This window comes from Streptomyces sp. TS71-3 (assembly GCF_018327685.1).
GTDB lineage: Bacteria > Actinomycetota > Actinomycetes > Streptomycetales > Streptomycetaceae > Streptomyces.
This window is the reverse complement of sequence record NZ_BNEL01000001.1, coordinates 943,875-958,501: the sequence shown is the minus strand read 5'-3', so window position 1 is coordinate 958,501 and position 14,627 is coordinate 943,875. Positions and strand designations below refer to the sequence as shown.

General features: G+C 70.8%; 14 protein-coding genes and 1 pseudogene. 7 read left to right on the top strand and 8 right to left on the bottom strand.

From position 1 onward, the window contains the following. The first annotated feature begins 91 nt into the window (after positions 1-91). Together Sm713_RS04040 and Sm713_RS04035 are read left to right on the top strand one after the other, a co-directional pair. Positions 92-757, top strand: a complete 666-nt coding sequence (locus Sm713_RS04040; protein WP_212908301.1) for a VanZ family protein — start codon at positions 92-94, stop codon at positions 755-757. Between the two features lie 99 nt (positions 758-856). Beyond that, entirely contained in the window at positions 857-1,081 is a 225-nt protein-coding gene (locus Sm713_RS04035) for a PspC domain-containing protein (RefSeq protein WP_212908300.1), read from the top strand. Positions 1,082-1,169: 88 nt separating this feature from the next. On the opposite strand, the gene Sm713_RS40105 is transcribed toward Sm713_RS04035, so the two are convergent. Further along, positions 1,170-1,544, bottom strand: a complete 375-nt coding sequence (locus Sm713_RS40105) for an ATP-binding protein (protein WP_249416070.1) — start codon at positions 1,542-1,544, stop codon at positions 1,170-1,172. Between the two features lie 144 nt (positions 1,545-1,688). Further along, entirely contained in the window at positions 1,689-2,852 is a 1,164-nt protein-coding gene (locus tag Sm713_RS04025) for an adenosine deaminase (protein ID WP_212908299.1), read from the bottom strand. A 112-nt stretch (positions 2,853-2,964) separates the two neighbouring features. On the opposite strand from Sm713_RS04025, the gene Sm713_RS04020 reads away from it, so the two are divergent. Further along, positions 2,965-3,732: a prolyl oligopeptidase family serine peptidase gene (locus Sm713_RS04020; protein WP_212908298.1), complete on the top strand. Its 768-nt coding sequence runs from the start codon at positions 2,965-2,967 to the stop codon at positions 3,730-3,732. 42 nt (positions 3,733-3,774) lie between these two features. On the opposite strand, the gene Sm713_RS04015 is transcribed toward Sm713_RS04020, so the two are convergent. Beyond that, complete coding sequence (locus Sm713_RS04015; RefSeq protein ID WP_212908297.1) at positions 3,775-4,728, bottom strand: LysR family transcriptional regulator; 954 nt, start codon at positions 4,726-4,728, stop codon at positions 3,775-3,777. A 62-nt stretch (positions 4,729-4,790) separates the two neighbouring features. Here Sm713_RS04015 and Sm713_RS04010 point away from each other — a divergent pair, with 62 nt between their 5' ends. Together Sm713_RS04010 and Sm713_RS04005 are read left to right on the top strand one after the other, a co-directional pair. Beyond that, on the top strand, positions 4,791-6,317 hold the full coding sequence (locus Sm713_RS04010; RefSeq protein ID WP_212908296.1) for an MFS transporter: 1,527 nt from the start codon (positions 4,791-4,793) through the stop codon (positions 6,315-6,317). 176 nt (positions 6,318-6,493) lie between these two features. Further along, positions 6,494-7,501, top strand: coding sequence for a sigma-70 family RNA polymerase sigma factor (locus tag Sm713_RS04005; RefSeq protein ID WP_212908295.1), 1,008 nt, complete (start codon positions 6,494-6,496; stop codon positions 7,499-7,501). On the opposite strand, the gene Sm713_RS04000 is transcribed toward Sm713_RS04005, so the two are convergent. After that, the gene (locus tag Sm713_RS04000; protein WP_212908294.1) at positions 7,397-7,783 is read right to left on the bottom strand and encodes an STAS domain-containing protein; all 387 of its coding nucleotides are present in this window, start codon (positions 7,781-7,783) and stop codon (positions 7,397-7,399) included. The two genes, Sm713_RS04005 and Sm713_RS04000, sit on opposite strands and share 105 nt — an antisense overlap. A gap of 143 nt (positions 7,784-7,926) precedes the next feature. On the opposite strand from Sm713_RS04000, the gene Sm713_RS03995 reads away from it, so the two are divergent. Then, a complete protein-coding gene (locus Sm713_RS03995) occupies positions 7,927-8,202 on the top strand; it encodes a hypothetical protein (RefSeq protein WP_212908293.1) in 276 nt (91 codons plus the stop codon). Between the two features lie 18 nt (positions 8,203-8,220). Here the strand turns inward: Sm713_RS03995 and Sm713_RS03990 are convergent, their stop codons facing one another. Both Sm713_RS03990 and ltrA read right to left on the bottom strand, forming a co-directional pair. Then, positions 8,221-8,817: a Uma2 family endonuclease gene (locus tag Sm713_RS03990; protein ID WP_212911764.1), complete on the bottom strand. Its 597-nt coding sequence runs from the start codon at positions 8,815-8,817 to the stop codon at positions 8,221-8,223. A gap of 91 nt (positions 8,818-8,908) precedes the next feature. Continuing rightward, positions 8,909-10,617 (bottom strand): annotated as a pseudogene (gene ltrA, locus Sm713_RS41585) (group II intron reverse transcriptase/maturase). A 132-nt stretch (positions 10,618-10,749) separates the two neighbouring features. Here ltrA and Sm713_RS03975 point away from each other — a divergent pair. Continuing rightward, positions 10,750-11,559 carry a transposase family protein gene (locus Sm713_RS03975; RefSeq protein ID WP_212907842.1) on the top strand — a complete coding sequence of 270 codons (810 nt, stop codon included), beginning with the start codon at positions 10,750-10,752 and terminating at the stop codon, positions 11,557-11,559. 873 nt (positions 11,560-12,432) lie between these two features. Here the strand turns inward: Sm713_RS03975 and Sm713_RS03970 are convergent. Together Sm713_RS03970 and Sm713_RS40100 are read right to left on the bottom strand one after the other, a co-directional pair. Continuing rightward, the gene (locus Sm713_RS03970) at positions 12,433-13,791 is read right to left on the bottom strand and encodes a thymidine phosphorylase (protein WP_212908292.1); all 1,359 of its coding nucleotides are present in this window, start codon (positions 13,789-13,791) and stop codon (positions 12,433-12,435) included. Positions 13,792-14,160: 369 nt separating this feature from the next. Continuing rightward, positions 14,161-14,589, bottom strand: a complete 429-nt coding sequence (locus Sm713_RS40100) for a cytidine deaminase (RefSeq protein WP_283249794.1) — start codon at positions 14,587-14,589, stop codon at positions 14,161-14,163. Between the last annotated feature and the right edge of the window lie 38 nt (positions 14,590-14,627).

The following is a 14,627-nucleotide window of genomic DNA, read 5'->3' as shown; positions in this document are numbered from 1 at the left end:
CGAAGCCCACCCGGAAGGGGGCGCGGCACGCGCAGTGGGGCACCGGGGTGCACGCGGAACCATCGGCGGCCGAGAGCGCGTCTTGCGCTACGTGCAGCGTCAACCGTCCCGCGGCGGCACCATACCGATCCGCTACCGCGCGGCAGGAGCCATCCTCCTCGCCGCGCATCTCCTGTTCGTCTCCTGGATCACGCTGCGGCCGCTGGACGTGCCTTGGGTGAGCCCCGCCAACCTGCACCTGCTCGCCGGGATCAGGGCGGACCTGGCGCTCGGCCCCGGGGAGGCCGTCCGGCGCATAGGCTCCGGCATGCTGCTGCTCGCCCCGCTCGGAGTGCTGCTGCCGCTGACGGGCGGCCGGCTGACCGCCTCCCCGCTCGGCTCCCTGGTCCGCACGGTCACCGCGGCCACCCTGCTCTCCATCGCGATCGAACTGCTCCAGACCGGGGTGCCCGGCCAGGTCGTCGACGTCGACGCGCTGCTGCTCAACCCGCTCGGCGTGGCGCTGCTGCACCTCGCCGTGGTTCCCGCCGCCAGGGCGCGGCTGCGCCGCAGGGCAGGCATCCGGGGACCGCGGTCCTGCCGCCGCGGTCTTTCCGAGGACGGCGCGGACGGCCGTCCGGACGCCTTCCCGGACGGTCTCCCGGAACCCTTCTCCGGCCTCTCGGCAGGCCCCGCCGGCGGCCTCACCGGGGGTTCTCCCGAGGACGCGTCTCAGGGGACGACCCCGACGATTGCCAGGGTGCGGATAGCCCCGTAGACCGACGGTTCGGCAGGGCAAGGACCGTAGCGTGGATGTCAACGGGGGGCGGCCGACGGGGCCGCCCGAACCGCACGACCCACCGCGAAGGAGCCCCTGATGACCGCCCTGGCCCGCCCCACTCACGGACGGATGATCGGCGGGGTGTGCGCGGCGCTGGCACAGCGCTTCGGCACCTCCGCGCGCACCATGCGCATCCTCTTCCTGCTGTCCTGCCTGCTGCCGGGACCGCAGTGCCTGCTCTACCTCGCCCTGTGGATCCTGCTGCCCGACGAGGGCGCCATCCGCCGGGAGAGCCACTACCAGGCGGGCCGCGCCTGGTGAACCGCCGCGGCGGGGTGCCGGGCCGTCCTCGCAGGAGAGGCTCCCGGCACCCCGCCGTTCGCGGTCGGGCGGGTGCGCCACGCGCCCGTCAGCGGCCGAGCGGGAGCGCGCGGGTCGGTAGCGCACCGAGCGCCGCCGCCTTGTTCAGTTGGTCAGCGGGCAGACCGCCGACCAACTGACCCGCCTGACGAACCGGGCCGGTACCCTCCAGCGCGTTCGTCGCGATCTGGGTGGTCGGCCTCAGAGTGTTCCCGAGGGCGTTCTGGGCACGTGGCACCCTCTGGGTCAGCGAGCGGAGCGACAGCGCCGGGTCCGGTGGGGGCACCTCACGTGCCCCCGAGGTCGCGGGCTGAGGGACCTCCCGCGCAGCGGGTGCGGCCGCCTGCGCCGCGCCGGCTCCCGCGGCGGCGAGGAACGCGCCGAGCGCGGCGACGCCGAGAGTCTTGACGGTGGACTGCTTCATGGTCAGGTGCGTCCTTCGACGGGGGCTTGAGCGGTCCCCGAACGTATCCGGACCCACCGAAGTCCGCAATCACCGAAACGACCGGCTATTTCCCTTTTTTGTGCACACCACCGAGCGCCTGCCACCCGCCCCGGCGCCGCCGGATCAGCCGTGGGAGCCCGCGGCGGCGCCGGTGGAGGCCGCGTCGCGGAACAGCCAGTCGGACTTCAGTTCGGCGAAGCCCGGCTTGATGACGTCATTGATCATGGCCAGCCGTTCGTCGAAAGGGATGAAAGCCGACTTCATGGCGTTGACGGTGAACCACTGGATGTCGTCGAGCGTGTATCCGAACGTGCCGACCAGATGCTCGAACTCGCGGCTCACGGTGGTGCCGCTCATCAGCCTGTTGTCGGTGTTGACGGTGACGCGGAAGTGCAGCTTGCGCAGCAGCCCGATCGGATGCTCGGCATAGGAGGGGGCCGCGCCGGTCTGGAGGTTGGACGTCGGGCACATCTCCAGCGGGATCCGCTTGTCGCGGACGTAGGAGGCCAGGCGGCCGAGCCGCACCGAGCCGCCGTCGCCGGTCTCGATGTCGTCGATGATGCGCACCCCGTGCCCCAGCCGGTCGGCGCCGCACCACTGGAGCGCCTGCCAGATGGACGGCAGGCCGAAGGCCTCGCCGGCGTGGATGGTGAAGTGGTTGTTCTCGCGCTTGAGGTACTCGAAGGCGTCGAGGTGCCGGGTGGGCGGGTAGCCCGCCTCGGCGCCCGCGATGTCGAAGCCGACGACGCCGTCGTCCCGGTAGCGGTTGGCCAGTTCGGCGATCTCCAGCGCGCGGGCCGCGTGCCGCATCGCCGTCAGCAGCGCGCCGACCCGGATCCGCCGGCCCCGCTCCCGTGCCCGCCGCTCGCCCTCGCGGAAGCCCGCGTTGACCGCCTCGACGACCTCGGGGAGCGCGAGGCCCGCCTGAAGGTGCTGCTCCGGGGCGTACCGCACCTCCGCGTAGACCACCCCGTCCTCCGCCAGGTCCTCGGCGCACTCGGCGGCCACCCGGTGCAGCGCCTGCGCGGACTGCATCACGCCCACGGTGTGCGAGAACGTTTCCAGGTACCGCTCCAGCGAGCCGGAGTCCGCGGCGGCCCGGAACCACTCGCCGAGCCTTCCGGCATCCGTCTCGGGCAGGTTCCGGTACCCGGCCGCCTCGGCGAGGTCGGCGACGGTGCCCGGCCGCAGGCCGCCGTCGAGGTGGTCGTGGAGCAGTACCTTGGGCGCGCGCCCGATCTCGTCCGGACTCGGAATGGCATGGTTCTGGGTGGACTTGCTGGTCATCTTCCGCATCCTACTCCTACGCGCGTAGACCGATGAGCGGACAACGGGTCGATACGTAACAGTGATCGTGCGGACGGGTCGCGTACACCACTGCTTCTGACACTGTTCTGTCATGGCAGAGCAAGCGACGCCGGGGCCCAGGCTGGGGAGGGCGATCGGATCCGAGCCGAGAACGGTGGGGGGCGTGGTGCTGCTGCTGCCGCGCGGCGCGGAGGTCTCCGGCCGCAGGCCCCCGCCGCTCGCCTCGCTGTCCCTGGGCCTGCTCGGCCGCACGCTCGTCCACGCGGGCCGCATGGAGGGCCTGACCGCGCACGTCGTGCACTACCGCTACCGGGGCTGGAACGGCGCCCAGGCACAGCTCGCGCAGGACGCGTTCCGGGCCGCCGACGAGTGCGTGCGGCGCTACGGTGACGTGCCGATCTGCCTGGTGGGCGCCGGCATGGGCGGCCGGGCGGCGCTGCACGCGGGCGGGCACGACGCCGTCGAGGCCGTGGTGGCGCTGGCCCCCTGGCTGCCCGAGGACGACGTCGCCGCGTCCCCGGAGCCGGTCAAGCAGCTCTCGGGACGGCACGTGCTGATCGTGCACGGCACCAACGACCAGCGCACGGACCCGGAGTTGTCCTTCCGGCTGGCCGCGCGCGCGAAGAAGGCCAACCGCGACGTGTGCCGCTTCGAGGTGCACTCCGACGGGCACGGGCTGCGCCAGTACCGTTCCGAGATCACCGCGCTGACCACGGACTTCGCGCTGGGGACGATGTTCGGGCACCCGTTCTCGCGCCCGGTGCAGGACGCGCTCGCCGCGCCGCCGCCGCTCGGCCTGCGGATGCCGCTGGCCTCCGGGTTCAGCGGGGCGCCGCGGCGGGCGACGAAGGTGCGCTGAGGGGGCGGGGGTTCGGGGGCTCCGAGGGCGGGCCCCGTGCCGTCAGCGGGGCAGCAGGCGGTCCCTGCGGGACAGCAGGAAGCGTTTGAAGGCGGCCACCGGGGGCGTGTCCTCGCGGCCCTCCAGCCAGGCGACGCCGATCTCGCGGGCCGCGCGCGGGGCGCTGACGGTCAGTTCGGCCACGCCCGGGCGGGGCACCGGGGGCGGCGGCAGCAGCGCCACGCCCAGCCCCGCGGCGACCAGCCCGCGCAACGTCTCCGTCTCCTCCCCCTCGAACGCGATCCGGGGCCTGAACCCCGCCGCCCGGCACAGGTCGTCCGCGATGCGCCGCATGCCGTAGCCCGGCTCCAGCGTCACGAAGGCCTCGTCGGCGGCCTCGGCGAGCCTGACCCGCCTGCGTCCGGCGAGCCGGTGGTCGTCGGGCACGACGAGGTGCAGCCGCTGCTCGTCGAGCCGGGTGGCGACCAGGCCGGGCTCGCTCGGCACCGGTGAGGTCAGGCACAGGTCCAGCTCCCCGGCCCGCAGCCGCTCCAGCATGGCCTCGCCGTAGTTCTGCACCAGGCTGAAGCGGATCCCCGGGTGGTCGGCGCGGAACGCCCTGATCAGGCCGGGCACCGTCTCGGAGCCCATGGTGTGCAGGAACCCGAAGGCGACCTTGCCCGTGGCGGGGTCGGCGTCGGCCCGCACGGCCTCCGCGGCGCGCTCCACCTCCCCGAGCGCGCGCTCGACGGAGGCCAGGAAGGTGCGTCCCGCCGGGGTGAGCGAGAGCGCACGGCCGCGGCGGGTGAACAGGTCGACGCCCAGGTCCCGTTCGAGGCGGGCGAGGGCGCGGGAGAGCGTGGACTGCGGGATCCGCATCTCCTGCGCGGCACGGGTCACGTGCTCCCTGCGCGCGACGCCGGCGAACTGCGCGAGCCGGGGCGCCAGCAGCGTCACGATGTCTTCCGGATCACCTGTGGAGTGCACTCGCGGCCCCGACCTGCTGTCATGCGTCATGTGATCGATTGAAGCAGTTTCATGCATTGGACGCATCAAGTGGACGCCCGTACGTTCGAGGTATGCCTGCTGCTGATTCCGGTGCGCCGGTCGCCGGCGCCTCCGTTTCCCGCGTTCCCGAGCGTTCCCTCGCTCACGAACACGCCGTCGCAGCCGAGCCTTCCGCCGCCCACGAACACTCCGTCGCCGCCGAGCGTTCCGCCGCCTCTGAACGTTCCATCGCCCCTGAGCGTTCCGTCTCTCCTGAGCACTCCGCCTCCCCCGGCGACGGCGCGGCGGGCGGTGACGAGCGGCTCGCGCCGGGCACGCCCGGGTACCGCAGGGTGAGCGTGGCGCTGTTCCTGGCGGGCGTCGCGACGTTCGCGATGCTCTACTCCACGCAGGCGCTCCTGCCGCTGCTCTCGCAGGAGTTCGGGGCGGGCGAGAGCACGGCGGCCTGGACCGTCTCGGCGGCGACCGGCGCCCTGGCGCTGGCCGTGCTGCCGCTGAGCATGCTGTCCGAGCGCTGGCGGCACCGTCCCTCGGGCCGCGGAGGCGGGCGGCGGACGGTGATGACCGCGTCCCTGGCCGTCGCGGTGGTGGTGGGACTGCTGGTGCCGTTCGCGCCGTCGATCGGGGTGCTGGTGGCGCTGCGGGCCGCGCAGGGTGCGGCGCTGGCGGGGCTGCCGGCGTCCGCCATGGCCTACCTCGCGGAGGAGGTCAGGCCGAAGGCGCTGGTCGCCGCGGTGGGGCTGTTCGTCGCGGGCAACAGCATCGGCGGCATGAGCGGCCGCATCATCTCGGGCTGGATCGCCCAGGAGTGGGGCTGGCGGTGGGCGGTCGGCGCGATCGGGCTGATCGCGCTGGTGTGCGCGGCGCTGTTCCGGGTGCTGCTGCCCGCGCCGCGGCGGGGGCGCGCCGCGGGGGCCGGGCGCTCCGGGGGCGCGCCGGCGCGCGGTACCTCCCCGGCCGGGGCCGAGGCCGCCGTCGACGCCCGGGCGCTGGTGCGTGCCGTCCGCGACCACCTGGCGAACCCCCTGCTGCGGCGGCTGTACGCCATCGGTGCGCTCTTCATGATGGTCTTCGGCGGCTCGTACACCGTCATCGCCTACCGCCTGAGCGACGCGCCGTTCTCCCTCCCGCAGGGCCTCATCGGATCCGTCTTCGTGATCTACCTGGTCGGCACGGGCTCCTCCGCGGCGGCCGGACGGCTCGTGAACCGGCTGGGCCGGCGTGGCGCGCTCTACCTGGCCGCGGGCACCACGGCGGCCGGGCTGCTGGTGTCGCTGGCGGACTCGCTGCCGGCGGTGCTGCTGGGCCTGGTCCTCATCACGGCCGGCTTCTTCGCGGGCCACGCGGTCGCGTCCTCCGCGGTCAGCCGGACGGCGCAGCACGGCCGCGCGCAGGCCTCCGCGCTGTACCAGTCGGGCTACTACATCGGCTCCAGCGCGGGCAGCGCGCTCGGCGCGATCGCCTTCCGCGCGGCGGGCTGGAGCGGCATGGTGGCCCTCGGGCTGCTGGCCGTCGCGGGCGTCGCCGTGATCACCCTCCTCGGCACGCGGGCGGCACGCCGCCACCAGGTGGGCGGCCCGGCTCCCTCGGCGCACTGAGGACGCGCCCCCTGCACCTCTCCGCAGGGGGATGTGTCGCGTCCGCACCGGGATGTCCCACGTCGGGGGCCGTTGTCAGTGGGCTGCTGTAGCTTCCGCGGTACGGATTCGAAGGCACCGCGGACCGCCCGCGGCGCGGCAGGGCTCGCACACGGGAGAGGCCACAGGGGTGGGCGATGAGCGACATGACGGCTACGACGACAGACGAGGCTGACCTCGACAGGCGCCTGGAGCAGTACCGCACGGAGCTGACGGGCTACTGCTACCGCATGCTCGGCTCGTCCTTCGAGGCGGAGGACGCGGTGCAGGACACCATGGTGCGCGCCTGGCGCGGGTACGACCGCTTCGAGGGCCGCTCCTCGCTGCGCTCCTGGCTCTACCGCATCGCGAACAACGTCTGCCTCGACCACCTCAGCGCAGGGAACCGAAGGGCCCGCCCCATGGACCTCACCGAGCCGGGGGCCGCCGCGACCGCGGTGCTCAAGGAGCGCCCGGAGCCGACCTGGCTCGAACCCGTGGCCGACGGCCGCGTGCTGCCCTCCTCGGCGGACCCCGCGCAGGAGGCGGTGGCCCGCGAGTCGGTGCGGCTGGCGTTCGTCGCGGCGCTCCAGCACCTGCCGCCGAAGCAGCGCTCCGTGCTGATCCTGCGGGAGGTGCTGGCCTGGCGGGCCGGCGAGGTCGCGGAGCTGCTGGAGACCTCGGTCGCCTCGGTGAACAGCGCCCTCCAGCGCGCCCGCGCCACCCTCGCCGCGGCCCGCGTCAAGGACAGCGAGCCCCTCAAGCCGATGGACGAGGAGCAGCAGAAGCTCCTGGAGCGCTATGTCCGCGCCTTCGAGGGCTACGACATGAAGGAGCTGACCGCGCTCCTCCACGAGGACGCCGTGCTGTCCATGCCGCCGTACGACCTGTGGCTGCGCGGCCCGGGCGAGATCGAGGCGTGGATGCTCGGCAAGGGTGCGGGCTGCCGCGGCTCGCGCCTGCTGCCCACCGTGGCGAACGGCACGCCGGCCTTCGGCCAGTACCGCCGCAGCACGAGCGGGCCGGGGCACGACGCATGGGCGTTGCAGGTCCTCGAAATGTCAGAGGGGCGGATCACCGGCCTCACCTCGTTCCTGGACACCGCCCGGCTCTTCCCCGCCTTCGGTCTCCCGCTCCATCTCGAAGCGGAGGCCGACCAGGGCTAACAGCGCGCGCAGCCCGGGCGCGGCGCCCCGGATCCGGATCCGGCCCCCGGCACGCCGCGCGGCAAGCTCAAGGCGGGCCAGCATCTCGACGGCCTCCAGCCCCGCGCCCCGGACCGCCCGTGCATCGCACACGACCACCCCTCCCCGCGCCACCTCCAGCCGGGCACGCACGACGGCACAGAGCCGGGCCAGTTCGTCGGGCCCGGCACGCTCGGGCAGGACCAGCGGGGCTGGGGTGAGGGCATCCACACCGGGTAGACCGGGCGGGGGCGGGTATGTCATCGGCCTGGTGGTGGTGGTCGATCCCAAGGTGAGGTCACGGGCCACGGTCACCCGAACGAGTCCCCAAGGTCCGCGGCAGCACTGCATTGCACGGATTGTGTGCACCATGGTGAGGTATCCCCCCAAGAAGGAGCCGCCCCGTCATGAGTGACCAGCCTGCCGACGTGCCGCACGGTCCGGAGGAGATCACCGCGAAGGTCACCGTCACCGGGAGCGAGGCGGCACTCTTGCGTGACCTGGCGGCGGTACTGGGGAGGACGCCGGAGAGTCTCGCCATCGAGTGGGCAGCCGGTGCCCTGCGACTGCCCTCCGGAACCATCGGGGACGATCCCCGAACACCCGACTGGGACCTCTTCGACGGCCCGGCCGACCTGGCCACCCGTACCGATGAACACCTGAACGAGGCCTTCAACCGGTGACGACGAGCACCTCACCCATCAGCCGCTCGTGGGGAAGATGCTGGTGTCGAGATCCAGGCCGAAGGGTTCGGGGAGCTTGATCGTGTCTCCGAACTTGCCGGCGGTGAGCACCCGGTAGACGTCCGCCTTGGGCTCTCCGTAGAGGGTGACGGTGGGGCCGCCCGGGGCCCAGGCGTCGATGAGGAGGTACAGGGGGATTCCTGCGGAGGCGTAGGCGGCGGCCTTGGTGATGCGGTCCGTGGAGGCGTTGGACTTCGAGGTGATCTCGACGACGAGTTCGGCGGTGGTGGCGGGGATGTAGTTGCCGCCTTCTGCTCGCAGCACGGCTCGTGGCACCGCGACCAGATCCGGCACGTAGAGCCCGTCCTTCAACGGGAACGCGGTGCCCTGCGTCGCATACACGCCCCAATCCTCGGGAACGACCTGATACAAGCGACGCTGTACGCAGTCAGCAATGTCGTTGTGCGCGTTGGACAGCGGTGGCGTCACGGTGACGATTCCCTCGATGATCTCCACCGTGCAGCCCTCGGGTGCGTCCGTCTCCTCCCAGATACGGACCAGGTCGTCCCACTCGTGACCGTGGGCCGTCGAGTGGTCGACGGTGAGTGCGCTCAGTCGGGTAGCCGGAGGGCGTCGCCGCCCCCCGGCCCCCTCAGAACCGGACGTGCGGCTGTTCACCGCATCCGGCTCAAGCGGGCCCCTGGAGTCACGCGGGTCGGTCATCTTGCTTGGCCCTTCTGTGGTCGCCAGCGTGGTGCTGGCGGTGACATTCGGCGTGTACGAGGCGAAGATTTGTCCGCCCGTCCGATCCACCGTCGCGCCTGTAGATGAAGTGGTGCTTGTGCAGCGGCTTCATCGATGCCGAGAACCAGGCGGCCCACTCTCGGGGGTTGTCTGGTGTGTACTCGGCGTCGGGGATCAGTGGCTGTTCGCACAGCGGGCAGATCCCCTTCTGGCGGGATGCGAGGGTGATGGTCCACCTGTCGGCGGTCCCGGGCATCCTTTTGCGTCGGCGGTTCGCCCAATAATCGGTCAGCGATGGATCGTCGGGGGATTTGCCTTCCTTGACGATCACGTGCCGGACAATTCTGGTCCAGTTGAACTTGTAGAGGTAGGTGCCGGAATTCCGGTCACCGAACACCCACTGGTCCTCCCGGGTCGAGTTGAAAGCACCGTAGTACCTGGCCAAGCGCCAGCTCTTCGGTTTGTTCGAGTGGGAGTGCTTGACCCATTTCTGCGTGAGCTTCCACACATAGAAGTCCAGGGATTTGAAGGTCTCCTTGGACACCACTGTCCGGTAATAAGTTGCCCAACCTTTGATGATCGGGTTGAGCTTTCTCACCACAGCACCAGCGTTCGCCCCTCGCAGGCCGATCACTTCACTGCGGAGCCGTTCCCGGACCCTCTTACAGCCGCCTTGCTCGGCTTGATCAACAGGGTGCCGTTGTATCTCCTGATGTTGAACCCGAGGAAGTCGAATCCTTCTTCAAGGTGGACAACGGACGTCTTCTCCTCGTTGAAGGCGACCCCGCGCGGGATCATCCACTCAGACAACCGCTCCTTGGTCCGGCGCGCTTCCTCTTCACTGTGACAGAACACAGCGAAGTCGTCCGCGTACCGGACCAGTACAGGCGCCTCTCTTCGGGACTTGTTGGAGCGTCCCCCTGTGAGATGCCCGGCCGCCGTCTCCATTCCGTGCAAGGCCACGTTGAGCAGCAACGGGCTGATTACACCGCCCTGAGGAGTTCCCTCCTCGGTGGACGAGAACCGTCCGCGATCCATCACTCCCGCTTTAAGCCATCCTCGGATCGCGTCCCGTGCCGGGAAATCCCCGAGGGGGTTCATCAGGTGGTCGTGTGAAATGCGGTCGAATGCCGCTGTCAGGTCCGCATCGAGCACCCATAATCGCCTGGCCCGTTTCCGTCCTGCGATGATGAATATGGCGCCGATCGCGTCATGGCAGCCCCGGCCGGGGCGGAAGCCGTAGCTTCGTTGCTCGAACCGAGCTTCCCATTCGGGTTCCAGCGCATTCTTGACGCGGGCCTGGCGTACCCGGTCGCGGATGACCGGAATACCCAAGGGGCGCTGCTTTCCGTTGGCTTTTGGAATGTACACGCGCCGAACCGGCAAGGGGCTTCCCGGACTCTGCTCCGTGGCGAGCTCGGCAGCCAGCCGCCCCCGCTCACCAGGAGTGAGGGCTCGTTCCCGGTCGATCCCAGCCGTCCGACGGCCTGTGCTCTGCTGCGTCACCCGCTTCACGCTCACGAGCGTGTTCGAGTGGGACCGCAGCATCAGCTTCTGCAAGTTCCGGACCTTCTTCAGGTCCCCTTCCTGCGCGGCTGCGAAGATGCGCTGCCTCAGTCGCCGTACTGACGCTTCCGCCTTGGCCGAGTGAGGTTTTCTCAGAGAAATGATCTTCGCGAAGCGTTGTGAACCGCTCGCCTCGGGGTGGATCGGACGAACTCATCCTGGTCGTGAGCAGACGTAAAGCCCCTGGTAGGACAGGTCTCACCACAAGAACTCGTCCGACCCACCAGAGGCTTCACGTTGGTCACCTATGTTGCCACGCTCGATGTTCCGCGCCATGTCGTGGATCACCTTTCACGACTGCTGGCCGCCCACCGGCGACGGTTGGGCACTCCGCGGGGGTCGCGGGCGCTGGGTCCGTTCCGTCAGGCCGTGCTGGTGCTGCGCTGGTTCCGCGAGCAGGCGTGCGTGCACTGTCTGGCCCGCGACGCCGGGGTCTCCCAGGCCACCGGCTACCGCTACCTCCACGAAGGCATCGACGCGCTGGCCGCCCAAGCCCCCGACTTGCACGACGTCCTGAACCGCTGCCGGCGGGAAGGAATGACGCACGTGATTTTGGACGGCACACTCATCGAGTCCGACCGTCTCGCCGGCGTCCGCGACAACGGCAACGACCTGTGGTTCAGCCAGAAGCACAAGGCGTTCGGCGGCAACGTGCAGTTCCTGTCCTCCCCGAACGGCACCCCGCTGTGGGTCTCCGATGTCGAGCCCGGCTCCACCCCCGACATCACAGCGGCCCGTATCCACGTCCTGCCCGTTCTGTACAAGGCCGCCGCCGACGGTTTGCCGACTCTTGCCGACAAGGGTTACATCGGCGCCGGAATCGGCATCCACATCCCGGTGCGCCGCCCCCAGGGTAGATCTGAGCAAGCCCTCCACACCGATACCCGAACCACGAACACCCTGATCAGAGATCTGCGCGCCCTCGGCGAACGCGCAGCCGCCGAACTCAAGGAACGCTGGCGCGCGCTCAAGAAGGTCTCGCTCAGTCCCAGCCGGATCGGCGACATCGCCCGTGCCGCACTCGTCCTCAACGGAATCTTGAAATGATCTTCGTTGAGAAAACCTCATTCGATGCTGTGCCAAGCCTGGGCGTAGTCCTCCGGTCCGTTCGCCGTCGCAGGAGGCATCGCCGCCACAGGCGTCGCTGCTTCACCTGCCTGCGGCATCCAACTTGCCCTTCGGTTCGGGGTTCTTCGCAGTTCTTCTTCACGGGCCTACCTGATCCGCGTGGGCTCCCTTTCGGGCCGGGTATCGCCCCGTATCCGACGAGTTATGTGACGCGGGTGGGGGACCCGCGGCCCTTTCCTCTGGGCTTTCGCCCCATCGGCGTTCGCTTCTCGGATCATCCTGTCCCGCTGGAGGCTTGGGCCTTCGTTACCTCCGGCTTACCGAGAATGATCACACTCTCGGACTCCAACGGGGTTTCCACGTTCCGCTCCCACAAGATGCGGCCGGGGTGGGCTCCCTCTTAATCCCGGGCCCGACGGTGCCCTCCCCCTTCGCGGCCAATCTTCAGGGGTCGTCGTGCGCTCTTCCGCGCAAGGGCCTATTGCCGCCGACTGCTCACCATCGACGCGGCACTGGAGTTACGGGACTTCTTCAAGGGTTCATTCTCATTAGCCCGTCCGGTCTTCCCCTCGCTTGTTGCGGCCCGATGGCCGGGCTGCTCTTGAGCTTCACGCTTCCGGCTTCACGCCCCGCCGTTGCCAGCGACGCATGCGGAAGTGGGGACGGACCCTGGACACTGGTCCGGGATGACCTGCTCATGACCTTCTTCCCTCCTGCGGGTCATCCACTTGGGTGGAGCGACTTCGTGTCGCACTGGCGGTTCTCCAATCAGTGCGTCACCGACTACAGCATGCCGAACGGCAGCACAGCCGGACCATTGCACGCCGTTCACCGGAAAGGGATATAGAAGGATCAGGCAATACGTTCCCGCACAATCGGTGCCACCGGCACCTCCGTGCCCAGGGGGGCGATGTCGTAGGACGTGGTGAGGGCCTCGGTGGCGTAGTCGAAGCGGTCCGGGGTGTCGGTGTGCAGGGTCATGAGGGGGGCGCCCTTGGTGACCTCGTCGCCCGGCTTCGCGTGGAGTTCGACGCCCGCCGCGGCCTGGACGGGGTCCTCCTTGCGGGCGCGGCCCGCGCCGAGGCGCCAGGCGGCCACGCCGACGTCGTAGGCGTCGAGCCGGGTCACCACGCCGGTGGCGGGGGCGGTGACGATGTGCTGGTGGCGGGAGGTGGGCAGCGGGGCGTCCGGGTCGCCGCCCTGGGCGCTGATCATCCGGCGCCAGGCGTCCATCGCGGAGCCGTCGGCGAGGGCCTTCGCCGGGTCGGCGTCCGCCAGGCCGGCCGCGTCCAGCATCTCGCGGGCCAGCGCCAGGGTGAGTTCGACGACGTCCGCGGGGCCGCCGCCGGCCAGCACCTCCAAGGACTCGCGGACCTCCAGTGCGTTGCCCGCGGTGAGCCCGAGGGGCGTGGACATCCCGGTGAGCAGGGCGACCGTCCGCACGCCGTGGTCGGTGCCGAGCCCGACCATCGTGGTGGCCAGCTCGCGGGCGTCCTCGACCGTCTTCATGAACGCTCCCGTGCCGACCTTCACGTCGAGCACCAGGGAGCCCGTGCCCTCGGCGATCTTCTTCGACATGATCGAGGAGGCGATCAGCGGGATCGACTCGACCGTGCCGGTGACGTCCCGCAGCGCGTACAGCTTGCGGTCGGCCGGGGCGAGGCCGTCGCCGGCGGCGCAGACGACGCAGCCGGCGGAGCGGAGCACGTCGAGCATCTCCGCGTTGCTGAGGCGGGCCCGCCAGCCCGGGATGGACTCCAGCTTGTCGAGGGTGCCGCCGGTGTGGCCGAGGCCGCGGCCGGAGAGTTGCGGGACGGTGGCTCCGCAGGCGGCCACGAGGGGGGCGAGGGGGAGGGTGATCTTGTCGCCCACGCCGCCGGTCGAGTGCTTGTCGGTGGTGGGGCCGGGGGTGGCGCCCCGGGCACCCGGTGTCCCCGGCGCCCCCGGTGTCGCTGTGGCGTGCGGGGTCTGCGCCGTGCCGGCCGCCAGGGCGCCCGTGATGTCCAGGCGTTCACCTGAGGCGATCATGGCTGCCGTCCAGCGGGAGATCTCCCTTCGGGTCATGCCGTTCAGGAGGATGGCCATGGCCAGGGCGGACATCTGTTCGTCCGCGACGGTGCCGTGGGTGTAGGCGTCGATGATCCAGTCGATCTGGGGGTCGGTGAGGGGTTGCGCGTCGCGCTTTGCCCGGATGATCGAGATGGCGTCCATGCGGTGTCCTTCTGTCCCTCGTGCTGTCCGTCGTGGTTTTCGCGCGGTTCCCCGCGCCCCTGATGATCACTGCCGCACCCGCCGTTGCTGCCTGACCGTGCGCCGTGGTTTTTCGCGCAGTTCCCCGCGCCCCTGATGATCGCTGCCACATCCGCCGTCGTTCCCTGACCGTGCGCCGTGGCTTCTTGCGCAGTTCCCCGCGCCCCTGGTCGATGCCCCCACCCGCCCTCGTTGCCTGACCGTGCGCCGTGGTTCTTTGCGCAGTTCCCCGCGCCCCTGATCGGTGCCCCACCCGCCCTCGTTGCCTGGCCGTGTGCCCCCGATCGCGGCCGCCCCCCGCGTGGGCCCCAGGCCCGCGGCAGATCCCCGTTATCTCAGGTGGTCCGGGCCGAAGGCCTGAGGGAGGAGTTCGCCCAGGGTGCTGAAGCCCTTGGGGGTTTCCAGGATCAGGGAAGGGCCGCCGAACTCGTAGAGGAGCTGGCGGCAGCGGCCGCAGGGCATCAGGATCTCGCCGTCGCCGTCCACGCAGGTGAAGTGCGTGAGGGTGCCGCCGCCGGTGCGCAGGAGTTCGGAGACGAGGCCGCATTCGGCGCACAGGCCGAGGCCGTACGAGGCGTTCTCGACGTTGCAGCCGGAGACCGTGCGGCCGTCGTCGACGCGGGCCGCGGCGCCGACCGGGAAGCCCGAGTAGGGCGCGTACGCCCGGGTCATCGCGTCCCGGGCCACCGCGCGCAGGGCGGGCCAGTCGGCCTCGACGTCGCAGGGGCCGTCCGGCGGCGGGCCGGCGGCGCCGGGCACGTGCGGGGCGCCGCCTGTCGCGGCCGTGCCGCCCGTCC